Genomic DNA, 22,936 nt, shown 5'->3' with positions numbered 1-22,936 from the left:
CGACCGTGCCCGGCTCCGGGCGGTCAGGCTTGATCCCTCCGCCGGGCACGGTCGGCCCCGGCCGGACCTGGTCACCGTTCGCGGGGCGTGGCCGTGGCGATTGTTGATCTATTGATGGGAACTCAAAGGTGAGTGCTTTTACGGCGGTTGACGTCATCCGGGCGAAGCGGGACGGGGGTGTGCTGAGCGACGGGCAGATCGACTGGGTGGTCGACGCGTACACCAAGGGTCTGGTCGCCGACGAGCAGATGTCGGCGCTGGCCATGGCGATCCTGCTGCGCGGCATGACCGCGCCGGAGATCGCCCGGTGGACGGCCGCCATGATCGCCAGCGGCGAGCGGCTCGACCTGTCGCCGGTGTCCCGGCCGACTGTGGACAAGCACTCCACCGGCGGCGTCGGTGACAAGATCACCCTGCCGCTGACCCCGCTGGTGGCCGCGTGCGGCGCGGCGGTGCCGCAGCTGTCCGGCCGGGGCCTGGGCCACACCGGCGGCACGCTGGACAAGCTGGAGTCGATCCCGGGCTGGCGGGCGGCGCTCACCAACGACGAGTTCATCGCCCAGCTCCGCGACGTGGGCGCGGTGATCTGCGCGGCCGGCGACGGGCTCGCCCCGGCCGACCGCAAGCTGTACGCGCTGCGCGACGTCACCGGCACTGTCGAGGCGATCCCGCTGATCGCCAGCTCCATCATGAGCAAGAAGATCGCCGAGGGGACCGGCGCGCTGGTGCTCGACGTGAAGGTCGGCTCCGGCGCCTTCATGAAGAACGTCGACGACGCCCGCGAGCTGGCCCGCACCATGGTCGAGCTGGGCGGTGCGCACGGTGTGCGGACTGTCGCCCTGCTCACCGACATGTCCACCCCGCTCGGCCTGGCCGTGGGCAACGCGGTCGAGGTGACCGAGTCGGTGGAGGTGCTCGCCGGTGGCGGTCCGGCCGACGTGGTGGAGCTGACGCTGGCGCTGGCCCGGGAGATGCTCGACGCGGCCGGCCTGCCGGACGCCGACCCGGCCGCGGCGCTGCGGGACGGCCGGGCGATGGACTCCTGGCGCACGATGATCCGGGCGCAGGGCGGTGACCCGGACGCCCCGATGCCCGTCGCGAACGAGGTCGAGGTGGTCACCGCGACCGAGGACGGGTGGGTCGCCGAGGTCGACGCGTACGCCGTCGGGGTCGCGGCCTGGCGGCTCGGCGCGGGCCGGGCCCGCAAGGAGGACCCGGTGAGCATCCCGGCCGGCGTGGTGCTGCACCGGCGTCCCGGTGACCGGGTGCGCGCCGGTGACCCGCTGTTCGAGCTGCGCGCCGAGCACGCCGAGCGGATCCCGGCCGCGCTGGCCGAGGCGCGCCGGGCGGTACGCATCGCGCCGGACGCGCCGGAGACTGCACCTCTCGTCGTCGAGCGGATCGGCTGACCGGGACCGGCCATGGTGCCGGCCCGGCCGGAGCCGCTATCCTCCCAGGCCAGGGGGGATCGGCCGGCGACGAGCCGAGGTGAGCAGACAGGGGCTTGACCGTGCGCGTACCCGCTCCCGATCCTCGGGCCGTCCGGGAGGCGAGCCTGGACGAGTTGTCCCGGCTGGCTCTTCCGCTGCCGCCGCCGCAGTTCCCGCTGGTGTGGGAGCCGGGCGACGAGATCGAACTGCGTCCGACCCCGGAGATCGAGGCGCGGATCGCGGTCCTGCACGTGATCCTGGCCCGCTGCTTCGGGATGCCCGCGCAGGCGGCGACGGGCTGGCTGCTGGAGTCGCACCTGGTCGACTCGGTGACGCCGCCGGAGTGGCAGTTCGTGATGGGCGGCCGGGGCGACCACAGGTCGTTCGTGCTGCACCACGACGCCTTGTTCTCGCTGGCCTGGGTGCTCGGACTGGCCAAGGAGCTGGACCCGACGGTGCCGGTGGACGAGCGGCTGGTCGAGCGGATGCCGAACCTGGTCGCGGGGGAGACGTTCGGCCAGTGGCGGGCCCGGATCCTGGCCGCGCCGCAGCATCCCGGTGACGCCGCGGCCCTGCTCGACCTGCACTACTGCCTGGACTGGGCGTACCTGGAGACCGAGAAGGCCGGCGGCGCGCTGCCGGGGCTGGTGGACGCGAACGCGATCGGGCAGCGCCGGTGGGCGCTGGAGTGGGCGGTGGTGCTGCGTGGGCCGTACCACGACGAACCGCCGGGCTGGGAAGAGGTCGACCTCTCCACCTGAGGCGGGTCAGCGCGGGCGGTGCACGCCGAGCCGGACCGAGAGCGTGACCGGCACCGGCTCGGGCAGCGCGGCGATGCGCGCGGCGAGCCGTTGCGGGTCGGCGTGCCAGGCGCTCGGTCCCATCCCGACGAGCGTGGTCACCTCGGCGCGGGTGAGCGCGAGCCGGGCCCGGTGCCCGGTCGCGGACTCCTCGGCGAAGTGGCCGCCGAGGCTGCCGGCGACCCGGTCGGCCTTGTCCGGGTCCACCCGCAGCAGGTCCAGCGCGTCGACGAGTTCGGTGAGGTGGTCGGCGGCCGGGGTGACCACCAGCAGCGCGCCGCCGGGGTCGAGCACCCGGTGGAACTCGGGGCCGTTGCGCGGCGCGAACACGTTCAGCAGCACGGCGGTGGACCGGTCGGCCAGGGGTAGCCGCTGCCAGGTGTCGGCCAGCGCGGCGGCGGCCCGCGGGTGCGCCCGGGCCGCGCGGCGCAGCGCCGGCTTGGAGACGTCGAGGGCCAGGCCGGCGGCGTCCGGCAGCGCCGCCAGCACCGCCGCGAGGTAGTGCCCGGTGCCGGCGCCGGCATCGACCACCAGGGGGTACGGGTCGGAGCCCGCGACGCGTACCGCGGTGCCGGCGAGCGCGGCGGCGACGGTGTCGTAGTGGCCGGCGGCGAGGAAGCCGGCGCGGGCGGCGACCATCTCGGCGCTGTCCCCGGTGTGCGGGGCGCGGCCGGCGAGCAGGTTCACGTATCCCTGCCGGGCGATGTCGAAGCTGTGCCCGCGCGGGCAGCGCAGCGCGCGTGCGGTGCCGGCGGTGGCCTCGGCGAGCGGTTCGGCGCAGACCGGGCAGCGCAGCCGGGCGAGGACGCGGTCGTCCACGGCTCAGCCCTCCGCTGCTTCCGGGCGGCCGGTGGGACGGCCGGTGAGGTGGTCGATCACCCGTTGGCTGAGCGTGCCGAGCGCGGCCACCTCGGCCGGGGTGAGCCGGTCGATCAGGTGCCGGCGGACGGCGGCCACGTGCCCGGGCGCGGCGGCTTCGACGGCCCGGCGCCCGGCCGGGGTGAGCACGACGACCGAGCCGCGGCCGTCGGTGGCGCACTCCTCCCGGCTGACCAGGCCGCGTTGCTGCATCCGGGAGATGTGGTGGGACAGGCGGCTGCGGGACCAGAGCATCCGGTCGGCGAGTTCGCTGAGCCGGAGTCGTTGTTCCGGGGTCTCGGACAGGTCGCTCAGGACGTCGTAGTCCGGCTCGGAGAGGCCGGCGTCCTGCATCAGCTCCCGGGCCAGTTCCAGGTCGAGCAGGCGGCGCATGCGGCGGTAGCCGCGCCACGCGCGGTCCTCCTGCTCGTCCAGCCAGCGCGGTTCGTCCATGCGCCGATCCTACCGGTGTTGTTGACATGTCACCAAGTTGCGGCCTAGGTTGATGACATGTCAACCAAACTGCCGTCCCGGCTGGTACGGCTGCTCACCGGCCTGGCCCTGTTCGGCGTCAGCGTCGCGCTGATGGTCCGCGCCGACCTCGGGCTCGCATCCTGGGACGTGCTGCACCAGGGCCTCGCCGACCGCACCGGCCTGCCGATGGGTCTGCTGGTCAACGGCGTGGCGCTGCTGGTGCTGCTGCTGTGGATCCCGCTGCGGCAGCGTCCGGGCGTCGGCACCGTGGCGAACGTCGCGCTCGTCGGCCTGGCCCTCGACGCGACGCTGGCCCTGCTGCCGCCGGTCGACCCGCTCGCCGGCCGGATCGGCCTGCTGGTCGCGGGCGTCCTGCTCAACGGCCTCGCCACCGCGCTCTACCTCGGTGCCCGGCTCGGCCCCGGCCCGCGGGACGGGTTGATGACCGGCCTGGCCGCCCGTGGCCTGCCGCTCGGCCCGGCCCGCACCGGGATCGAGGTGACGGTGCTCGCGGTCGGGTGGCTGCTCGGCGGTGCCGTCGGCCCCGGCACCCTGCTCTACGCGATCGGCATCGGGCCGATCGTCGCCTGGTTCGTTCCCCGACTCACCGCGCCGGCCCCGGCCGCCGCCCCGACAGGAGTGACCTCACCATGCCCCGCCTGAACGTCGTCGTCGCCAGCACCCGCCCCGGCCGGGTCGGCCGCCGCATCGGTGACTGGTTCACCGAGGCCGCCGTCCGCCACGCCGGCTTCGACGAGGTACGCCTCCTCGACCTGGCCGAGATCGGGTTGCCCTTCCACGACGAGCCGCACCACCCGTCCGAGCGGGTCTACCTGCACGAGCACACCCGCGCCTGGAGCGCCGAAATCGACGTCGCGGACGCCTTCGTCCTGGTCATGCCGGAGTACAACTACGGCTTCAGCGCGCCGCTGAAGAACGCGATCGACTACCTCTACCACGAGTGGCAGCACAAGCCGGTGGGCTTCGTCAGCTACGGCATGACCTCCGGCGGTCTGCGCGCGGTGCAGATGATCAAGCAGGTGGTGACCACGCTGAACATGACCCCGGTCAACGACCAGGTGGTCGTCTTCCTGCGGCAGGCGCTGGACGAGTCGGGCGAGCTGCGACCCGACCCGGGCCGGGAGGAGGCCGCCGCGCTCATGCTCGACCAGCTCGCCCGGCTGGCCGCCGCGCTCGCGCCGCTGCGGGTGAACGCGTGAACGCCGTGAGTGCCCGGCTCTGGGAGCTGTTCGGCGAGCGCGGGCGCGGGGTGCTCGTCACGCTGCGCCGGGACGGCCGTCCCCAGCTATCCAACCTCGACTACCTGGCCGAGCCGGGCCTGATCCGCTGCTCCACCACGGGCGACCGGGCGAAGGTGCGTAACCTGCGCCGCGACCCCCGGGCCAGCTTCCACGTGACCACCGCCGACGGCGGGGCGTACGCGGTCGCCGAGGGCACCGTGACGCTCACCCCGCCGGCCGCCGCCACCGACGACGCGACAGTCGACGAACTGGTCGAGGTGTACCGGCGGATCCGCGGCGAGCACCCGGACTGGGCCGACTACCGGGCCGCCATGGTGGCCGACGGGCGGGTGGTGCTGCGGCTCGCGGTGGAGCGGGTGTACGGCTGGCGGCCCTGACCGGCCCGGTCCACCGCCGCGCCCGTACCGGGGGTGACTAGGGTCTGAGCATGGTCGCAATCTCGTACGAGGACATCGTCAAGGTCCCGAAGGCGCTGCTGCACGATCACCTCGACGGCGGCCTGCGGCCCGCGACGATCGTCGAACTGGCCGCCGAGGTCGGCCACGAACTGCCCACCACCGACCCGGCGGCGCTCGGCGTCTGGTTCACCGAGGCGGCGAACTCCGGCTCGCTGGAGCGCTACCTGGAGACGTTCGCGCACACGGTGGCGGTCATGCAGACCCCCGCCGCGCTGCGTCGGGTCGCCCGCGAGTGCGCGCTGGACCTGGCCGCCGACGGCGTGGTCTACGCCGAGGTGCGGTTCGCGCCGGAGCAGCACCTGGAGCAGAACCTGACCCTGGACGAGGTGGTCGACGCGGTGGTCACCGGGTTCCGGGAGGGCAGCGCGCTGGCGGCCGAGGCGGGCACCCCGATCCGGATCGGCACGCTGCTGACCGCGATGCGGCACGCGGCCCGCTCGCAGGAGATCGCCGAGCTGGCCGTACGGCACCGCGACACCGGGGTGGTCGGCTTCGACATCGCCGGCGCCGAGGCGGGCTTCCCGCCCACCCGGCACCTGGACGCGTTCGAGTACCTCCAGCGGGAGAACTTCCACTTCACCATCCACGCCGGTGAGGCGTTCGGCCTGCCGTCCATCTGGCAGGCGATCCAGTGGTGCGGCGCCGACCGGCTCGGCCACGGCGTACGCATCGTCGACGACATCACCCCGGGCAACCCGCCGGTGCTGGGCCGGCTGGCCGCGTACGTGCGGGACAAGCGCATCCCGCTGGAGCTGTGCCCGTCGTCGAACGTACAGACCGGTGCCGCGGCCTCGATCGCCGACCACCCGATCGGGCTGCTGCGCGACCTGCGGTTCCGGGTGACGGTGAACACCGACAACCGGCTGATGAGCGGCACCTCGATGTCGCGGGAGATGGCGCTGCTGGTGGAGGCCTTCGGCTACGGCTGGAAGGAACTCCAGTGGTTCACCATCAACGCGATGAAGAGCGCGTTCATCCCGTTCGACGAGCGGCTGCGGATCATCGACGAGGTGATCAAGCCGGCGTACGCCGAGATGATCGGCTGATCACGACTGGCGGGGGTGGCCGGAGAGCAGCGCGGCCACCCCGCGCAGCACCTGCCCGGCCCGGGCCGCCTCGGCGCCCAGCCCGGTCTGCCGGCGCAGCACGGCCGGTTCGGCGCGCAGCAGCGCGACCCCGCGCCGGAGCAGCACCCGGGGCGCCTTGCGCTGCTCGGCGAGATCCCGGGCGAGGCGGCGCAGGAACGTCGCCCCGCGCGGGCGGCGCAACGCGTACGCCCCGGCGAGCAGCCCGAGTCGCCGGCACTCCGCCACGATCTCGGCCGCGAAGATCCCCTCGGCGACGAAGATTGGCGATCCGTCGACATCGAATGGCCGGGTGGCTACCCGACGGTCTGCGCCGATCGCATAAACCGGCACTTCGGCCTTGCCCTCACGAGCCAGTCGGGCGATTGTTTGCACCGCCGTGTCCGCATCCCAGGACAAGGGGGACTCCCAATCCACCTGTCCGTTTCGACGCGGACACGTAGGGTCATCGCCGTCCTTGTAGAAGTCGTCCAGGCAGAGCACCGGAAGTCCGGTTCGCTGGGCTATGTATGACTTTCCCGACCCGGAGGGGCCGGCGAGCAAGACGACGCGGTGCGGGTGTTCCATTACCTTCAGTGACTCCGGCCAGACGGATTGCTATCAAATTGCATCAACATCTCATCACACCTCCGGTGAGGGACAACCTGGTCTTTCTCTTTGCGGAGCGGCGTGATGGAATCTCGGAGGTCCGACCCGCCGGGTCGGTCGCTCGGCGTTGCCCTCAGGGTGGCGCGGGGCGCGGTAATGCGAGGGCGGTGACGTGAGCAAACGGCCAACGACGGCGGGCTCCTTCCTGTCGCGGCTGCGCCGGCCGATGAGTCGGCTGCGCGACATGCCGATCTGGTCCAAGCTCGGTCTGATCATGATCGTGCCGACCATCGCCACGGTCGTGGTGGGCACCAGTGGTCTCGTCGACCACCTGGAGACGCTCAACAATGCCAACCGGGCGGGGGATCTGGCCAATCTGATCGGCTACTCGGGTGACCTGGTCGACAGCGTGCAGGACGAGCGGGTCGGTGCCGTGCTCTTCCTCGGCGCGAAGGAGTTCCAGACCCGGGCGCAGTACCAGGAGGGTTACAACCGCGCCAACCAGCGGGTGGACCAGAGGAAGTCGTCCTACCTGCGGCAGCGTGGCGAGATCGACGACCTGCCCCGCAACTTCGTCGGGCTGCTGGACACGATCGACACCCAGCTCAAGGACCTGCCGGCGACCCGCAGCCAGGTGCTGAACGGCAAGCTCAAGATCAATGACGCCGACCAGGCGTACCGGCAGCTGATCGAGGACCTGCTGGCGATCCGCGACTCGGCCACCCAGCTCGCCGGCGACAACGACCTGAGCGACCGGATGCGCGCGGCGGCCGCCGTGGCCCGGCAGAAGGAATACCTGACCCAGCGCCGGGTCGTGGTCCACCAGGCGCTCACCCAGAACCAGTACACCGCCGCGCTGCGCGAGCAGTTCATCGCCAGCGGCACCGGCCAGTCGCAGTCGCTGGCGACCTTCCAGGCCGTCGCCACCGAGCCCGACAAGCTGTTCTACGAGCAGACCGTCTCCGGGCCCGACCTGCGCAAGGCCGACCGCTTCACCAGTTTCATCTCGGGCAACAACAGCGGCTCGATGGAGAACGCCCCGTTCGGGTCGGACCAGTGGGACCAGACCATGGTCGCCAACGCCGAGCTGATCCGGACCGTGGAGGCCCGGCTCGACGGCAACGTGGTCCGGCAGGCCGACGCACTGCGTTCGGACACCCAGCGCCAGGTGTTCCTGGAGACCGGCCTGCTGCTCACCATGCTGCTGCTGGCCATCCTGTTCGCGTACCTGGTGGCCCGCTCGATGGCCCGCTCGCTGCGCGACCTGCGTCAGGGCGCCCTGGCGGTGGCCCAGTACGGGCTGCCGCAGGCGGTCGCCCGGCTGCGCGACCCGCAGGTGACCGGCCAGCTCTCCCCGGTGCAACTGGCGAACCAGATCGCCGAGCCGCTGCCGGTGCGCAGCAAGGACGAGTTCGGCCAGGTGACCGAGGCGTTCAACGCCGTCCACCTGGAGGCCGTCCGGACCGCCGCCGAGCAGGCCGCCCTGCGGGCGTCGGTCGCGACCATGTTCGTCAACCTGGCCCGCCGTTCGCAGATCCTGGTCGACCGGCTGATCGGCCACCTCGACCGGCTGGAGCGCGGCGAGGAGGACCCGGACCGCCTGGCCGAGCTGTTCCAGCTCGACCACCTGGCCACCCGGATGCGCCGCAACGACGAGAACCTGCTGGTCCTCGCCGGCGCGGACTCCACCCGTGTGCAGCGCGAGCCCGCCGCCCTGATCGACGTGCTCCGCGCCGCCCAGTCCGAGGTCGAGCACTACACCCGGATCGAGTTCGGCGTGATCGACCGGGACATCGAGGTCGCCGCCCACGCGGTCAACGACCTGGTGCACCTGGTCGCCGAGCTGTTCGACAACGCCACCGCCTTCTCCCCGCCGGACTCGCAGGTCATGGTGGAGGCCCGGCGGGTCGGTGACCGCGCCTCGCTCTACGTGGAGGACCGGGGCATCGGCATCAGCCCGGAGCAGCTCCGTGACCTCAACGAGCGGCTGGCCACGCCGCCGCAGGTGGACGTCGCGGTCTCCCGGATGATGGGCCTGGTCGTGGTCGCGCGGCTGGCCGCCCGGCACGGGGTCCGGGTCGAGCTGCGACCGGGTGCCGACCGGGGCACCGTCGCCGACGTGACGATGCCGACCTCGGTCCTGGTGCCGCGTGCCCTGGCCGGCCGTGGTCCGGGCGCGCCGGCCCTGCCGCCCGCCGCCCCGCAGCAGAGCGGACCGACGCCGGCCTTCGGCGCCCTGGCCGCCTTCGGCAACAACAACCCGCCGGGCCTGCCCCCGGCGCCGCACCCGGGCTCCTCGGGCAACCAGGTCACGCTCGGCGGCCGCGCCTTCGACCCGGCGCCGCGCAACGGCTCGGGCACCCCGGCGAACGCCGGTGGCGGCCGCGCCATGCCGGCCTGGTCCGACCTGACCGGCGCCAACCCGTCCGGTGGGGACGGCGGTTTCGGCTCCCGGCCCTCGAACGGCCAGGGATTCGAGCCGCTGCCGCAGCGGCGCAACCCGGGCGAGGGCGACCCGGGCACCAGCGGCCAGCAGCCGGCGATCCCGCGCCAGCTGCCGAGCAGCCCGGAGGCGCGGCCCTACAGCCCGCCGCCGGTCTCCGCGCCGCCGGTCCCGCCGGTGTCCGCGCCGCCGCTGCCCCCGGTCTCCGGCGCACCGGTCTCCGGCAACCCGTACCGCCCGGTCTCGGCCGCACCGGTCTCCGGCGACCCGTTCTCGGGCCGTCCGGTCTCCGCGGCGCCGGTCTCCGGCGACCCGCTGCCGTACCGTCCGGTCTCGGCCGCTCCGATCTCCGGGCAGCCCGCCGCCGGTCACCCGGCCTCCGCGCCGCCGGCGAACCAGCCGCAGACGCGCCCGATGCCCGCGCCGGGTGTCAGCGCACCGCCGGTCTGGCCCCCGGTCGCGCCGACGCCCGCGCCGGCGCCGGAACGGCCGACGAGCGGCATGGACATGACCACCGAGCTGCCCCGGGTGCCGCGCACGGAGATGCCGGCCACCCCGCGGCCGGCGGTCGGCCAGCCGTCCGCCGCTCCGGCCGCGAGCCGGCCGTCCGAGACCCGGCCCGCCACCCCGGCGGCACCGGCGTCGCGGCCGGCCACGCCGCAGCAGGCGGGCAACCGCCAGCGGTACGCGGACGAGACGATGGAGCTGCCGATCTTCCGGGAGCTGGAGTCGGCGTGGTTCCGCACCCGCCGGCCCGGGCCCAACGAGGAGCCGGCGGCACCGGCCGCGACGACGAACGGCGGCGCCGCCACCCAGCAGTTCGCCAAGGTGGACACGGCCGGCCGGCCTGTGCCGCAGCCGACACCCGCAACGACAGGTAACACACCGATGGCACACACTCCGACGGCCGGCGGAGCACCGCGTGACAACGGCGCGGCGAACGGGAACACCCGTCCCGCGTACACCGGCGGGTTGCCCACCCGGCAGCCGTCCGCGTCGCCGCAGGGCTCCTCCCCGTGGCAGACCGCGGCCGACGACGGCTGGCGTGCCGCCTCGGCGGCCACCGAGGTGCCGGTCGCGGAGACCACCCAGAAGGGCCTGCCGAAGCGGACGCCGATGGCGCAGCTCGTGCCGGGCAGCATCGACAAGCCTTCCGCGTCGGTGCAGCGACGTACACCGGAGGGGGTCCGGGGTCTGCTCTCGGCCTACCATCGGGGCGTACAGCGCGGGCGTAACACCGACAGCAACACGACCGGCCCGGAGGGCACTCCGGGCGGGCAGCAGTCCTCGCAGTCTGACTCAGGCCCGGTGGCCGGGAGCGGGCAGAAGGAGCAACAAGGATGACTACTACGCAGGATCTCGGATGGCTGCTCGCCAACTTCGCCGACCGGGTGCCCGGTGTGGCGCACGCGGTCGCGGTCTCGGCCGACGGCCTGCTTCTCGCCTCGTCCCGTGACCTTCCGCGGGACCGCGCCGACCAGCTCGCCGCGATCGCGTCCGGTCTGGTCAGCCTCACCCAGGGCGCGGCCCGCTGCTTCGAGGGCGGGGCGGTGTTGCAGACAGTCGTCGAGATGGACAACGGCTTCCTGTTCCTGATGTCCATCTCGGACGGATCGTCGTTCGCGGTGCTGGCGGCGCGGAGCTGTGACGTGGGTCAGGTCGGGTACGAGATGGCCCTGCTCGTGGACCGGGTGGGCGATGCCCTGACGCCGCAGCCGCGCACGGCTGTGGGGATGATGGGCTGAATGACGCGCTGGCCGGTGGGTCAGGTGCGGGAACAACAACGACAGCGACGGATGTCACCGGGGCGAGCCGGTGCCGGGTACGAGGGAGGTGAGCGGCGACATGGATCGTGACGAGCCGACCGGCGCGTTGGTCCGGCCGTACGCCGTCACCCGCGGTCGTACCCGTCCCCGGCTCGACATCGCCCTGGAGGCACTCGTCGAGACGACGGTGCGCGGCCGAGCGGTTGCCACTGGCAATGGTGGCCACGGTCGTGAACACCAGTACATCGCCGCGTTGTGTGACGGACGTGTGCAGTCGCTCGCCGAGATCGCGGCGCGGATGCAGCTTCCGCTCGGCGTGGCCCGGGTGCTCATCGCCGACATGGCGACGGACGGCCTGGTCGCGGTCCACGAGCCGACCATTTTGGACGACTCCGACGACGCGGTGGGCACTGAACTGCTGGAGAGGGTGCTGAGTGGACTTCGCAGGCTCTGACATGTCGCACCGGCCGCCGGCCCCGAGCGGCCGAGTGACGTCGGCGAAGATCGTTATCGCCGGTGGGTTCGGCGTCGGCAAGACGACGCTGGTCGGCTCGGTCTCCGAGATCACGCCGCTGACCACCGAGGCGATCATGACCTCCGCCGGTGTCGGCGTCGACGACACCCGGCAGGTGCCGGGCAAGACGACGACCACGGTGGCGATGGACTTCGGTCGTATCTCGATCGACCGGGATCTGATCCTGTACCTGTTCGGTACGCCGGGTCAGACGCGGTTCTGGTTCATGTGGGACGAGTTGGTCCGGGGTGCGATCGGCGCGGTGGTGCTCGTCGACACCCGGCGGCTCGCCGACTGCTTCGCCGCCATCGACTTCTTCGAGCACCGGCGGCTGCCGTACCTGGTGGCCATCAACTGCTTCGACGGCATGCAGTACCACGATCCGCAGGACGTCCGGGACGCGCTGGCGATCTCCCGCGACGTGCCGGTGGTGCCGTGCGACGCCCGTAACCGGGAGTCCACGAAGCACGTGCTGATCTCGCTGGTCGAGTACGTGCTCACCATGCGGCGCTCGCGGGCCGTCGCGCCCGCCTGACCGACGCGGAAGCGCCCGGCGGCCTCAGGGCCACCGGGCGCTTCCTGCCGTCCGGGGTCGGACACGGTACGCGATCAGCCGGTGACCCTCCTCGCGGGAGGGTCACCGGCTGTCGTGCGAGGTCAGGCGTAGCGGGTCCAGGTGCCCCGGAACACCTGGTACACGGAGAGCGAGTCGGGCTCCATGCCGCCGTGCCGGTCGGCGCGGAACGCGTACCCGCCGGCGATTCCCTCGACCGTCTGCGCCTGGAGGAGGGCCCGCAGCCGGCCCCGGTCGAGGCTCGTCGCCATCCGCGCCGACGTGGCGACGAGCTGGAGCGCGTCCGAGGCGTACGGGGCGAAGTCCGGGCTGACGCCGTGTCGCTGCGTATAGCGGTTGACGAAGTCCCGGCGGGCCAGCTGCGCCGTCGTGGTGGCGGTGGCCGCGGAGACGTCCAGGCAGGCCGGGTGCACCGCGTACGCGCCCTCCACGGCGGCGGCGTTCGCCCCCTGGACGGTGTCGTCGGCGACCGCGCCGGCGTCGAAGAAGATCGGGCCGCGGTGGCCGGCGGCGCGCAGTTCCCGCGCCGCGACACCGGAGTCGGGTGCGGTACCCCAGACCACCACGCCGTCCCGCTGGCTGCCGGCGACGCGCTCGGCGGCGGCACGGAAGCGGCGGCCGGACACCGGCAGGCGGACCGTGCGGGCCAGGTCGGTGCTGCTGTCGGCGAGCACCTCCCGCATCGCCCGCACACCCGAGTCGCCGTGCAGCCCGTCGGCGGCGAGCACTGACACCCGCCGGATCCGCTTGGACTCGAGCAGCTCCACCAGGCGGCGCGCCATGTCGACGGCGTCCGGGGTGAGCTTGTAGGTGAACGTGCGCTCCTCCAGCGGCAGCGCGATGCGGTCACCGTAGCCGAGCGACAGGAAGGGCGTCTTGACCCGCTGGGCGGCCGCCGCGAGGGCCATCGAGGTCTCGCCGAGCACGCCGCCGATGAGCGCCTGGGCCCCGATCCGGGTGAGGTCGGCGGCGTGGCGTGCGGCGACCTCGGGATTGCTGCCGTTGTCCAGGATCTGGAGCCGGACCGACCGGACCAGGTTCCCGACCGGTAAGCCGGTGCGGTTCAGCGAGTCGGCGGTGAGCTGCAGGGCCTGCCGCTGGGCGACGCCGAGCAGCGCCCCGGCGCCGGTCAGCTCCAGACTCGCGCCGACGATCAGGTCCTGGTCGCTCGGCGCGCTGCTGGACGGGCCGTCCTCCGGCCGCTGGCCCTGAGGCGCGCAGCCGGCGAGCAGCAGGCTCCCGGCGGCGGCGAGAACGCCCCGCCGGGTGAGCACAGTGGAGTCGAACGCCGGTGTCGCCAATGGAATCGCCTTCCCACCCCGGCGAACAGGCGCCGCCGCTGGTCCGCCGGGTATGTTCCCGGCCGGTCCAGCCCAGCGTCAAATCGCCCCGGTGTGGGATGAAACACCCCGGTGGGCCCGGTCAGGAGCGGTAGCCCGCCGAGCGGTACTCGTACTCCCGGTCGTCGTCGCGGTCACCGGTGTCGCGCGTGAAGTCCCAGCCGCCCGCCGCCTCACGGCCCGGACGGCCGCCCACGGCGAAGCCGCCGATCTCCTGGCCGCGCCGCCAGCCCCGGAAGTATCCGGTGGTGTTCTCGGCGAGGCTCGCCGCGTTCCGGACGATCCGCAGCGGACGCTCCTCGCGCAGCGGGGAGCCCGGCACCAGGTTGGCCTGCGGCACGCGCTTCGGCAGCCCGGCCTTGGTCTCCGCGCCGACGGCCGGGCGGGCCGCCTGCTCGGCCGCCTGCCAGCCGGTGTCGGCGGTGCTCGACCACTCCAGGTCGGCCTCGTCGCCGTGCCCGACGAACCAGGCGGACTTGGCCTGCGCGAAGATCAGCAGGTCGCCGTCACCCTCGTCGGAGACCGGCGGCGGCCGGTGCTCCTTCGGGGCGGGACGCCGCTCGGGCTCGGCGGGAAGCGGGACGCGACCCGGGTCGCCCTGGTCGACCAGACGCAGCGGGGGCGCCTCCAGACCGGGGTCGGCCGGCCGGCCCATCTCGTCGCGCAGCGCGCGGTCGGCGAGCGGCGGCGGCTCCACCAGCCGCAGCATCGGCGGCTCCTGCGGCAGGTCGTCGGCGAGCCACGGCGGCGTGACCCGGCCGGGGTCGCTCGGCGCGTCCACGCCCCGCCCGTACGAGTAGGTGGTGCCCTCCCGCTCCCGCGCGGTGTCGTCCTCGTTGTTCACCAGCGGCCAGTTCGCCCGGGAGCCCGGCGGCGCCTCCGGCGCGGGCGGACGCGGGGCCGGCACCGGGATGCTGAGGTCGGTGGCGCTGAACCCACCGGTCGGCGGTTCCGGGGTCTGGTTCGTCTTGGGCCGGGGCGGGATGACGGTGCGCTGCCGCTCGGCCCGCGCCTTGTTGATCGCCGCGGTGGTGAGCGTCGGGCGGAACGGCTCGCCGGCCTCGGCCGGCGGCACGGCGCCGCGTGGGGACGGGGCGATCGGCGTGATCCCGGGAGGCGGCGGGGGCGGCGCGGAGATCGGCCGGTTGGTGGGGCCGTCCACCCGCGACGGCAGTGGCGCGCCGGTCGGCTCGGGCCGCGCCGGGGGAGCCGAGGACGGCCGGCCCAGTGCGGCAGCCGGGGCGACGGGCGTGACCGGGGCCGGGGCGACCGGCGGCGGCGTCACCGGCGCGGGTGCGACCGGTGGCGGGCCGAGCGGCCGGGGCGTCGTCGTGGCGGCCGCACCGGACAGCGGCTCCGGACGGCTGCGCCGCCCACCGGGGACCGGCTCGGGGCGGCCGCGACGGCCGGCCGGCTCGGGTGCGCCGGCCGGTTCGGGACGTCCACGGTGGGGCTCGGCGATCGGCTCCGGTGGGATCGAACGCACCGGACGCAGGTCGGTCGCCGACGTCGAAGCCAGCTCGTCGACCTGCTCTCCCCGTCGGGCGGCGGCCCGGCGGCCGGTCGCGGGGGCGGGAGCGGTGCGTTCGGCGAGCGCGCCGACGAGCGCGTCGCAGCCGGCGTCGCAGGTCCGGACCGAGGCGACGGCCTGGCGCACGGTCTCGGCGACGGCCGCGGTGAGCGTGCGGTTGACGGTGGCCCGCCGGGGCGTCTCGGAGATGGCGACGCGCAGCGCGGTCACCGCGTCGGAGACGTCGTCGGCGTCGGCCACGCCCTCGCCGGCCAGTTGCGCGACGACCGCGTCGGCGGCCAGCGCGCCGTCCCGGCCACCACGGCCCGCGGGGCCGGTGAGCATCCCCGGCTCGGGCAGCGCGTCGAGGACGGCCAGGGCGACCCGGTCGGCAGGATCCGGGTAGGCCCGCAGCGCGGCCGGGTAGAGCTCGCGGAGTACCTCGCGCAGCGTCACCGCGGCCGAGTGCCGGCCGCTCGCCAGCGCCGCGTGCGCGGCCAGGACCTGCGTGTATCCGGCGAGTTCACGCGGCGCCGGGAGGGTCACCGCGGAGAGCGCGCCGGCCTGGAGCGCGCGGGCCAGCCCGACCGCGCGGCGCTCGGCCGGCGGGGAGTTCATCTCCTCCAGGGAGTCGTCGTCGGCGAAGCGCTCGGCGAAGTCGTCGACCGAGTCGTCGTCCGCGATCGCCAGCGGCCGGCCGGCGGCGCTGAGCAGCGAGGTGACGATGTGGTCGTCGCTGTCCGCGGCGATGGCCGCGCCGCTCGGACCGCCGGACCGTTCCACCAGCAGCGCGACCAGCCGGGCGTAACCGGCGGGATCGTCACCGATCTCGCAGACGTGCAGCAGACGGCCTGCGTCGTCGACCACAGCGGACGTCAGCGTCGTTCCGGCCGAAGCCGTTCGGTCGGCCGGATCTGCCGAGGCCAGACCGCAGTACACGCGCACGAGCGCCACGGCGTCGTCCTCCTCCCGGGACACAGGTCTTGCTCTGCCAGAGACTGATGCTCCCCGCTTCGGGTCAGTCGCGCCAGTCCACAACCGCAGAGATCTTGCCGACAATGGTGCGCCAACCCAAGCTTGCGGTTTGTGCCCCGATTTTCTTCAGCCGGCGACGACCCAGGAAACCACCGACGCCGCCGTTGACGGAAGCGCGCAGCGCCTCGTCCAGGTCGTCCAGGCTGGAGCCGGAGGAGAGCATGTCCAGCACGGCGGGTAGCCGCAGGGCGTACGCCAGGTCACGGGCGATCTCACCGGCTTCGATGAGCAGCTCGTGGTCCCACGCGTCGTGGCCGCCGCGCAGGTTCTCCACCACCAGGTCGAGCTCGTACGTGTCCTCGTCCAGCGGGGCGATGTCGGCCGGCTCCAGCCGTTCGGACAGTTCATTCCAACTGTCCAGCTGGGACAGATCGTTGGGCGCACCGGAACGGATGAAAGTGACCAATGACTCCGGGGTCTTGAACAGCAGGAGCCGGCCCTTGTGGGTGAGGAAGACCGGCACCTCCTCGTCGCCCGCCTCGTCGTCCTCGTCCTCGTCCTCGGCGTCGTCCTCGGTCTCGGCCTCGGCCTCGGCCTTCTCGTCGTCCGAGGCGCCGGCCTTGTCCTTGCGGCGGGCCTTGGCGTCCTTCTCCTCGTCCTCGTCGTCCTCCTCGGCGGAGAGGGCGGCGAACTCCTCGTCGAGGATCACCACCTCCTCGTCGTCCTCGGTCTCGACGACCTGGCGACGGGCCAGGAACGGGTCGTCCTGGTCGCGCTCGGCGACGTCGGTCGGGGTCAGCTCGCGCGCCTGCCGGTACGCCCGCAGCGTGAATCCGGTGCCGGAGGGCAGGGCGATCTCCACCGGGTCGATCCGCACTTCTTCCCAGAGCGCGCGGTCGGCCGGCGGGCGGTCCTCCTCGACCTCGTCGGCCGCGGCGGCGGCGTCGGTGTCGTCGAGCTCGGGCTCGTCGGCGTCGGGCCGTTGGGGCGACTGGCGGGCCACGCTGACCTCCGTGTGCGTTCGGGTTGCCCACCCGACGGCGTCGCGCCGCCGAGTGACTCTGCGCACATACCCTAGTGGGCGACGGTTCCGACCGGGAGTCGCACCCCTTGGCGTCCCGGCCGCGCGACAAGTAGCGTTGCTACGCATGAAGGCGCAGGCGCTGCACGGACACCTGGACGCGCTGCTGCTCGCCGTGCTGGAACGGGGCGCGCTGCACGGCTACGCGATCATCGAGGCGTTGCGTGCCCGCAGCGGCGGCACGCTGGATCTGCCCACCGGCACCATCTATCCGGCGCTGCGCCGGCTGGAGCGGGCCGGGCTGGTGGCGAGCACCTGGAGCACCGTGAACGGCAGGGAGCGCCGCACCTACGAGCTGACCGATGCCGGCGGCCGGGCGCTGGCCGGGGAGCGGGCCGGCTGGCACGAGTTCAGCGCCACCGTCGGGCGGTTCCTCGGCGCGGACGAGCCGCCCACCGCGCCGGCCTGACCGCGCCCGGCGGCCGCCCCGGGGGTCGCCCGAGGGCCGGCCGGCGGCGGGTCGCTCAGCTTGCCAGCCGGCGGTCGGCGAGCACCCAGCAGCGGGCCGCCCGGGCCAGGGCGAACCAGGCCGCCGAGACCACCACCATCCCGATGATCAGGGGAGGCCAGGTGAGCGCGGCGTCCCACAGCCCGATCGACCAGCCGAACAGCGCGCCCCCGGCGACCGCGCCGAGCAGCAGACTGCCGGTCAGACCGAAACCGATCAGCCGCGCCGAGCGGACGAGCCACGGTGTTCCCCACCTGGCGGCGAGCGGGCCCACCAGCAGCGCGATCAGCGCCAACGCGGCGACCAGGCCCCAGATGCCGTTCAGCGAGGCGGAGAGCAGCAGGTAGCTCTGCGGTGGCGGCGGACCGCCGCTCCAGCTCGACCCCTGCCAGGTCAGGTCACCGGCGGCGATGAGCACCACCGCCACCACGAGCGTGCGCAGCGCCAGCCCGCGTAGCGCGCCGACGGCCAGCTCGGCCTGGAAACCCGGCACGAGCTGGGCGTCGCTGCCGAACTCGGCGACCGCCCGCCGCTGCGCCTCCGCCCGCGGCAGGCCACCGTCCCGGTACGCCTCGACGGCGTCCTCCAGCGCGTGCCGCGCCTCGGCCAGCAGGTCGGCCTTGAGCCGGTTCGGCCCGTGCAACCGCGCGGACAGTTCGTGCAGCCGGCGGTCGACCACTGCCTCCTCATGCACCAGCATGCGGCCAAGCCTGCCACCGACGGGCGACACCCGCGTCAGGGAAAACCCCGATCGGCCGGGCGTCAGGGCGTGATCGCCAGGTAGCCGCGCTCGGCGGCCTCCTGGCGCAGCCACTGCTCCCGGTACCAGCCGGGGCGTGCCACCAGCTCGTCGTGCCGGCCGCGCTGCACGACCCGGCCGCCTTCGAGCACCACGATCTCGTCCAGCCCGGCCAGGCCGCTGAGCCGGTGGCTGATCAGCACCACCGAGTGCCCGGCCGGGGTGGCGGCGAGCGTGGAGTCCAGCACCGCGTCCGCAGCCGCCGGGTCGAGCCCTTCGGTCGGCTCGTCGAGCACCAGCACCGGCGGGGCGGCCAGCAGCGCCCGGGCCAGCGCGAGCCGCTGCCGCTGCCCGCCGGAGAGCTGCCCGCCCTGCTCGCCGACCACCGTGTCCCAGCCGTCGGGCTGCTCGCGTACCCAGTCGAGCAGGCCGGCCGCCCGGGTCGCGGCGGTCAGGTCCGCCTCGGTGGCGTCCGGACGGCCGAGGAGCAGGTTCTCCCTGACCGTGGCGTGGAAGACGTACGCCTCGGCGAACAGGCCGCCGACCACCCGGGGCAGGTGCTCGGCCGGGATCTCGGACACCGGCACGCCGCCGGCCGTGACCCGGCCGGTGTCGGGGCGTACCGCGCCGGTGAGCACCGCGGCGAGCGTGCTCTTGCCGGCGCCGCTCGGCCCCACCACCGCCACCCGGCGGCCGGCCGGCAGGTCGAGGTCGAACCCGGCCAGGGCGGGGGCGGCACCGGCCCGGTAGCGGACCGTCACGTCGGAGAACCGTACGTCGTGGCCGTCGGTCCGGGGCTCCGGCGCGGGCTGCGGCGTCGCCGTGGCGGGTTCGGTGAGCAGGTCGGCGACGCGGGCCAGCCCGGACCGTAGCTGGGTGCGCTGGCGGGCCGCCGCGACGAGCGCGAGCGCCACCTCCACGGCGGCGAGCGAGCCGACCGCGAGGACGCCGACCAGCACGCCGCCGACCTCGGCCCGCAGCGCCACGACCACCACGGCGGCGGCGGTGAGGCCACCGACGAGGACGCCGAGCGCGTCCACCGCGAAGCCGGTCGCGGCGAGCCGGCGTTCCAGCCGGGCCAGCCGTCCGGCCCGCTCGTCGGCGGCGGCGAGCGCGGCGCCGGTCGCCCCGAACGCGGCCAGGTCGGCGGCGCCGTGGGTGAGGTCGACCGCGTCCACGGCGAGCGCGCCCCGCAGCGGGGCCACCTCGTCGGCGGCGCGGCGGGTGATCCGGGTGGCGAGCGCGGGCAGCGCCACGCCGGCCACGAGCAGGCCGATCGCGAGCACACCGGCGGCCGGTGGTGAGATCAGCGCGGCGACGCCGACCGCGAGCACGCTGACCAGTGCCGCCGCCGCGCCGGGCACGAGGACCCGCAGGAGCAGGTCCTGGGCGGCCTCCACGTCGGAGACCAGGCGGCTCAGCGCGTCCCCGGTACGCCGGCCGGTCTCGCGGCGGGCGGCGAGCGTGGCGAAGACGCGGGCCCGCACGTCGGTGATCATGCGCAGGACCGCGTCGTGCCCGGCGAGCCGTTCGGTGTACCGGAACACTCCCCGGCTGACCGCCAGTGCCCGGACCGCGACGATGGCCACCGTCAGCCGGTCCAGCGGGGGCCGGCCGGCGGCGCTCATCAGCAGCCAGGTGGCGGTGGCCATCAGCGCCAGGCCGGCGAACTCGGTCGCGGCGGCGAGCAGCCCGGCGCCGAGCAGCCGGCTCAGGTACGGGCGGGCCAGTCGCAGCACCGCCCGCTCGGCGCCGGGGCGGGCGGGCGCGGGCGGTTCCGGTGCGCCGGAGGGCGCGACCGGAACCCCGGTCGGCCCGGCCGGCTCGCGGCCCACCGGCGTCACGCCGTCGCCGGCGGTCACCGGGCCACCGCCGGGCAGGCGGGGGAGACGGGGTTCATCGGGACACTCCCGGGCCGGCGGCGGTCGTGTGCAGTTCGGTGACCCGGCCGTCCTCGACGCGCAGGATCCGGTCGGCGTCGGCGAGCAGCGCGGGTCGGTGCGCGACGAGCAGCGCGGTACGTCCGGCGACCAGCCGCCGGGTCGCGTCCAGCACCACCGCCTCGCTGGCGCTGTCCAGCCGCGCGGTCGGCTCGTCGAGGAGCACGACCGGGGCGTCCCGGAGGAACGCGCGAGCCAGCGCGACGCGTTGCCGCTGCCCGCTGGACAGGCCGTGGCCGCGCTCGCCGAGGCGGGTGTCCAGGCCGTCGGGCAGGGCGTCGACCACCTCGTCCAGCGCGGCGCCGGTGACCGCCGCGGCGAGCGCGGCATCCGGGGTGTCCGGTGCGCCGAGGCGGATGTTGTCGGCGAGCGACCCGGCGAACAGGTGCGCCCGCTGCGGCACCCAGGCCAGCTCGCGCCGCCAGGTGTCGAGGTCGACGCCGGCCAGGTCCACCCCGTCGACGGTGACCCGCCCGAAGGTCGGTGCGACGAAGCCGAGCAGCAGGTTGAGCAGCGTGCTCTTGCCCGCGCCGCTGGGCCCGATGATCGCCACCCGGTCGCCGGGCCGGATGGTCAGCGTGACGTCGCGCAGCGCGGTGGTCCGGTCGTACGCGACTGTGACGCCCTCGAACCGGATCTCGCCCCGGCCGCCCGGCGCGGGCCGGCGGGGCTCGGCGGTGGTGGCGGGTGCGTCGGTGGCGGAGAGCGTGAGCGCCTCGTCCAGCGCGGTGAGCCCTTCCATGCTGGCGTGGAACCGGCTGCCCGCGGCGCGCAGCGGCAGGTACGCCTCCGGGGTGAGCAGCAGCACCAGCAGCGCGGTGGAGAGCGTGAGGCCGCCGCCGAGCAGCCGGATGCCGACCGGCACCGCGACCAGCGCGACGGACAGCGTCGCGACCAGTTCCAGCACCAGCGCGGACAGGAACGCGATGCGCAGCGTCTTCATGGTGGCCTGGCGGTGGCCGTCGGCCATCCGGCGTACCACGTCGACCTGCCCCTTGGACCGGCCGAACGCGCGCAGCGTGGGCAGCCCGGCCACCATGTCGAGGAAGTGCCCGCCGAGCAGCGACAGCCGGCGCCACTGCCGTTCGGTGGCGGCCTGCGCCTGCCAGCCGAGCAGCGCGCCGAAGATCGGGATGAGCGGGATGGTGAGCGCGATGATCAGCGCCGAGCTCCAGTCGGCGAACACGATCCGGGCCAGCACCGCCACCGGCACGGTGACGCTCAGGACGAGCTGCGGCAGGTAGCCGGTGAAGTAGGGGTCGAGCGCGTCCAGCCCGCGCCCGGCCAGGGTGGCGAGCTGCCCGGCCCGCTGCCCGGCGACCCAGGTGGGCCCGTGCCGGCCGACCGCGCCGAGCAGGTCGGCGCGCAGCGCCGCCTTGACCGTCGCGGCGGCCCGCGCCGCCACGGTGCCCTGCGCCCAGCTCACCAGCGCCCGCCCGGCGACAGCGGCCACGAAACCGGCCAGCGCCGGCCGGTGCAGCCGCCCGTCGAACGCCGTGGCCAGCAGCGTCGCCAGCGCGGTGGCCTGAGCGATCACCAGCAGCGCGGTGAGCCCGCCCAGCACCGCGAGCACGGCGAGGTCGCGCCGGGCCGCGGGGACCCGACGCAGCAGACGCGGGTCGAACGGGCGGCGGTTCACCAGTACACCGGTGCCCTGCCGTCGATCCGTCCCCGGAAAACCCACCAGCACATCGCCTGAAAGCCTAGTAGGGCCGGCAGGAGCGGTAACGCGAGCCATCCCAACAGGGCCAGCGTCGGGCGGCTGGCGGCCGCCTCGGCCACTGTCAGCGACGCCGCCGGGTCGGTGGTGGAGACCAGGATCCGGGGCCAGAGCGCGGCTCCGATCAGCGGCGCCGGAAGCGCCAGCGCCGTCGCGGTCGCCGCGAAGGCGATCCCGGCCCGCCCCCGCCCCAGCGCCGCGCGGGCCGCCAGCAGCGCCGCCACGAGCACCAACGGCAGGAGTACGGCCGCAGCCGGGCGCGCCACCGCGGCGCGTACCCGATCGGAGAGCAGACCCAGGACGGTGGCCGAGGCGACGGCGACGAGCGCGGCGGGCACCAGGCCGCTCGCCAGCCGGGCGAGCGCCGGTGCCTCGGCGGCGGGCAGCCGGAGCGTGAGGAACGTCGCACCGTGCACCGCCACCAGCGCCAGCAGCGCCAGCCCGGTGGCGGCGACGAACGGGGTGGCGAGGTGACCGACACCGACCACGTGGCCGTCCGCGCTCAACGGCACGCCCTGGAGCAGCCCGGCGAGCAGCGCGCCCCAGCCGAGCGCCGCGAGCAGACAGCCGACCACCACCACCCGGTCCCAGCGGGCACGAGCGGTGGCGGAGGCCGGGCGGCTGCGCAACTGCACCCCGGCGGTCACCAGCACCACCCCGGCCAGCGCGGCGAGCACGGCCGGGTAGAAGCCGGAGAGCAGCTCGCCCTCCAGCCGGGGGAACGCGCCGAACAGGATGCCGACGGCGGCCACCAGCCAGACCTCGTTGCCGAGGAAGAACGGCCCGAGCGCGGTGAGCGTGGCCCGGCTGCCCGGTGCCGGGCCACGCCGGGCCAGCAGCAGGCCGACGCCGTAGTCGTAGCCGCCGAGCACGAGGTAGGTGGCGAAGAAGAGGCCGAGCAGGGCGTACCAGGCGAGTTCCACGGCGGGCT

At 74.6% G+C, this 22,936-nt stretch carries 21 protein-coding genes; 11 read left to right on the top strand and 10 right to left on the bottom strand.

From position 1 onward, the window contains the following. Nucleotides 1-128 precede the first annotated feature (128 nt). Nucleotides 129-1,409, top strand: a complete 1,281-nt coding sequence (locus M8C11_RS23795; RefSeq protein WP_252453247.1) for a thymidine phosphorylase — start codon at nucleotides 129-131, stop codon at nucleotides 1,407-1,409. A gap of 101 nt (nucleotides 1,410-1,510) precedes the next feature. After that, nucleotides 1,511-2,191 carry a DUF4272 domain-containing protein gene (locus M8C11_RS23790; protein WP_252453244.1) on the top strand — a complete coding sequence of 227 codons (681 nt, stop codon included), beginning with the start codon at nucleotides 1,511-1,513 and terminating at the stop codon, nucleotides 2,189-2,191. 6 nt (nucleotides 2,192-2,197) lie between these two features. Here the strand turns inward: M8C11_RS23790 and M8C11_RS23785 are convergent, their stop codons facing one another. Beyond that, a complete protein-coding gene (locus M8C11_RS23785) occupies nucleotides 2,198-3,049 on the bottom strand; it encodes a putative RNA methyltransferase (RefSeq protein ID WP_252453241.1) in 852 nt (283 codons plus the stop codon). A gap of 3 nt (nucleotides 3,050-3,052) precedes the next feature. Beyond that, on the bottom strand, nucleotides 3,053-3,541 hold the full coding sequence (locus M8C11_RS23780; protein ID WP_252453238.1) for a MarR family winged helix-turn-helix transcriptional regulator: 489 nt from the start codon (nucleotides 3,539-3,541) through the stop codon (nucleotides 3,053-3,055). Between the two features lie 57 nt (nucleotides 3,542-3,598). Between M8C11_RS23780 and M8C11_RS23775 the strand changes: the two genes are divergently transcribed. Genes M8C11_RS23775 through M8C11_RS23760 form a run of 4 tightly spaced genes read left to right on the top strand, consistent with a single transcriptional unit; the run spans nucleotide 3,599 to nucleotide 6,328 of the window. Beyond that, complete coding sequence (locus M8C11_RS23775) at nucleotides 3,599-4,225, top strand: YitT family protein (protein ID WP_252453236.1); 627 nt, start codon at nucleotides 3,599-3,601, stop codon at nucleotides 4,223-4,225. Next, nucleotides 4,213-4,782, top strand: a complete 570-nt coding sequence (locus M8C11_RS23770; RefSeq protein ID WP_252453234.1) for an NADPH-dependent FMN reductase — start codon at nucleotides 4,213-4,215, stop codon at nucleotides 4,780-4,782. Before M8C11_RS23775 ends, M8C11_RS23770 begins: the two co-directional genes overlap by 13 nt. Beyond that, nucleotides 4,779-5,201 carry a PPOX class F420-dependent oxidoreductase gene (locus tag M8C11_RS23765; RefSeq protein WP_252453232.1) on the top strand — a complete coding sequence of 141 codons (423 nt, stop codon included), beginning with the start codon at nucleotides 4,779-4,781 and terminating at the stop codon, nucleotides 5,199-5,201. Before M8C11_RS23770 ends, M8C11_RS23765 begins: the two co-directional genes overlap by 4 nt. A 50-nt stretch (nucleotides 5,202-5,251) precedes the next feature. Then, nucleotides 5,252-6,328 (top strand): adenosine deaminase, encoded by a 1,077-nt coding sequence (locus M8C11_RS23760; RefSeq protein ID WP_252453230.1) that lies wholly within the window; start codon nucleotides 5,252-5,254, stop codon nucleotides 6,326-6,328. Here M8C11_RS23760 and M8C11_RS23755 read toward each other — a convergent pair whose 3' ends face one another. Further along, nucleotides 6,329-6,595: a hypothetical protein gene (locus M8C11_RS23755; protein WP_228531240.1), complete on the bottom strand. Its 267-nt coding sequence runs from the start codon at nucleotides 6,593-6,595 to the stop codon at nucleotides 6,329-6,331. A gap of 532 nt (nucleotides 6,596-7,127) precedes the next feature. Here M8C11_RS23755 and M8C11_RS23750 point away from each other — a divergent pair. The 4 genes from M8C11_RS23750 (at nucleotide 7,128) to M8C11_RS23735 (ending at nucleotide 12,213) form a co-directional block, all read left to right on the top strand. Continuing rightward, nucleotides 7,128-10,742, top strand: a complete 3,615-nt coding sequence (locus M8C11_RS23750) for a nitrate- and nitrite sensing domain-containing protein (RefSeq protein ID WP_252453228.1) — start codon at nucleotides 7,128-7,130, stop codon at nucleotides 10,740-10,742. Further along, nucleotides 10,739-11,143: a roadblock/LC7 domain-containing protein gene (locus tag M8C11_RS23745; protein WP_013283992.1), complete on the top strand. Its 405-nt coding sequence runs from the start codon at nucleotides 10,739-10,741 to the stop codon at nucleotides 11,141-11,143. The genes M8C11_RS23750 and M8C11_RS23745 overlap by 4 nt, the downstream gene beginning before the upstream one ends. A gap of 100 nt (nucleotides 11,144-11,243) precedes the next feature. Continuing rightward, nucleotides 11,244-11,618: a DUF742 domain-containing protein gene (locus tag M8C11_RS23740; RefSeq protein WP_073827018.1), complete on the top strand. Its 375-nt coding sequence runs from the start codon at nucleotides 11,244-11,246 to the stop codon at nucleotides 11,616-11,618. A gap of 1 nt (nucleotide 11,619) precedes the next feature. Continuing rightward, on the top strand, nucleotides 11,620-12,213 hold the full coding sequence (locus M8C11_RS23735) for an ATP/GTP-binding protein (protein WP_030501201.1): 594 nt from the start codon (nucleotides 11,620-11,622) through the stop codon (nucleotides 12,211-12,213). A gap of 122 nt (nucleotides 12,214-12,335) precedes the next feature. On the opposite strand, the gene M8C11_RS23730 is transcribed toward M8C11_RS23735, so the two are convergent. The 3 genes from M8C11_RS23730 to M8C11_RS23720 form a co-directional block, all read right to left on the bottom strand. Then, nucleotides 12,336-13,553: an ABC transporter substrate-binding protein gene (locus tag M8C11_RS23730; protein ID WP_252453226.1), complete on the bottom strand. Its 1,218-nt coding sequence runs from the start codon at nucleotides 13,551-13,553 to the stop codon at nucleotides 12,336-12,338. 121 nt (nucleotides 13,554-13,674) lie between these two features. Next, entirely contained in the window at nucleotides 13,675-16,080 is a 2,406-nt protein-coding gene (locus tag M8C11_RS23725) for a transposase (protein ID WP_252453224.1), read from the bottom strand. Between the two features lie 40 nt (nucleotides 16,081-16,120). Next, on the bottom strand, nucleotides 16,121-17,080 hold the full coding sequence (locus M8C11_RS23720; RefSeq protein ID WP_252453221.1) for a DNA primase: 960 nt from the start codon (nucleotides 17,078-17,080) through the stop codon (nucleotides 16,121-16,123). A gap of 145 nt (nucleotides 17,081-17,225) precedes the next feature. Between M8C11_RS23720 and M8C11_RS23715 the strand changes: the two genes are divergently transcribed. After that, nucleotides 17,226-17,567 carry a PadR family transcriptional regulator gene (locus M8C11_RS23715; RefSeq protein WP_120571680.1) on the top strand — a complete coding sequence of 114 codons (342 nt, stop codon included), beginning with the start codon at nucleotides 17,226-17,228 and terminating at the stop codon, nucleotides 17,565-17,567. A gap of 55 nt (nucleotides 17,568-17,622) precedes the next feature. Here M8C11_RS23715 and M8C11_RS23710 read toward each other — a convergent pair whose 3' ends face one another. The 4 genes from M8C11_RS23710 to M8C11_RS23695 form a co-directional block, all read right to left on the bottom strand. Further along, nucleotides 17,623-18,306, bottom strand: a complete 684-nt coding sequence (locus M8C11_RS23710; protein WP_252453218.1) for a permease prefix domain 1-containing protein — start codon at nucleotides 18,304-18,306, stop codon at nucleotides 17,623-17,625. A 62-nt stretch (nucleotides 18,307-18,368) separates the two neighbouring features. Further along, the gene (gene cydC / locus M8C11_RS23705; RefSeq protein ID WP_252453215.1) at nucleotides 18,369-20,207 is read right to left on the bottom strand and encodes a thiol reductant ABC exporter subunit CydC; all 1,839 of its coding nucleotides are present in this window, start codon (nucleotides 20,205-20,207) and stop codon (nucleotides 18,369-18,371) included. Nucleotides 20,208-20,241: 34 nt separating this feature from the next. Then, a complete protein-coding gene (gene cydD, locus M8C11_RS23700) occupies nucleotides 20,242-21,924 on the bottom strand; it encodes a thiol reductant ABC exporter subunit CydD (protein ID WP_252453213.1) in 1,683 nt (560 codons plus the stop codon). Further along, the gene (locus M8C11_RS23695) at nucleotides 21,921-22,928 is read right to left on the bottom strand and encodes a cytochrome d ubiquinol oxidase subunit II (protein WP_252453211.1); all 1,008 of its coding nucleotides are present in this window, start codon (nucleotides 22,926-22,928) and stop codon (nucleotides 21,921-21,923) included. Before M8C11_RS23695 ends, cydD begins: the two co-directional genes overlap by 4 nt. Nucleotides 22,929-22,936 lie beyond the last annotated feature (8 nt).

This window comes from Micromonospora sp. CPM1 (assembly GCF_023896895.1).
Taxonomy (GTDB): Bacteria; Actinomycetota; Actinomycetes; order Mycobacteriales; family Micromonosporaceae; genus Micromonospora; species Micromonospora tulbaghiae.
Note: the sequence above shows the minus strand (reverse complement) of the source record. Positions and strands in the feature narration are given on the sequence as shown.

Excerpts from the sequence above, each read along its gene's own strand:
- M8C11_RS23780 (WP_252453238.1), bottom strand. The coding sequence starts at position 3,541 with ATGGACGAACCGCGCTGGCTGGACGAGCAGGAGGACCGCGCGTGGCGC.
- M8C11_RS23775 (WP_252453236.1), top strand. The coding sequence starts at position 3,599 with ATGTCAACCAAACTGCCGTCCCGGCTGGTACGGCTGCTCACCGGCCTG.
- M8C11_RS23770 (WP_252453234.1), top strand. The coding sequence starts at position 4,213 with ATGCCCCGCCTGAACGTCGTCGTCGCCAGCACCCGCCCCGGCCGGGTC.
- M8C11_RS23760 (WP_252453230.1), top strand. The coding sequence starts at position 5,252 with ATGGTCGCAATCTCGTACGAGGACATCGTCAAGGTCCCGAAGGCGCTG.
- M8C11_RS23745 (WP_013283992.1), top strand. The coding sequence starts at position 10,739 with ATGACTACTACGCAGGATCTCGGATGGCTGCTCGCCAACTTCGCCGAC.
- M8C11_RS23740 (WP_073827018.1), top strand. The coding sequence starts at position 11,244 with ATGGATCGTGACGAGCCGACCGGCGCGTTGGTCCGGCCGTACGCCGTC.
- M8C11_RS23735 (WP_030501201.1), top strand. The coding sequence starts at position 11,620 with ATGTCGCACCGGCCGCCGGCCCCGAGCGGCCGAGTGACGTCGGCGAAG.
- M8C11_RS23715 (WP_120571680.1), top strand. The coding sequence starts at position 17,226 with ATGAAGGCGCAGGCGCTGCACGGACACCTGGACGCGCTGCTGCTCGCC.
- M8C11_RS23710 (WP_252453218.1), bottom strand. The coding sequence starts at position 18,306 with ATGCTGGTGCATGAGGAGGCAGTGGTCGACCGCCGGCTGCACGAACTG.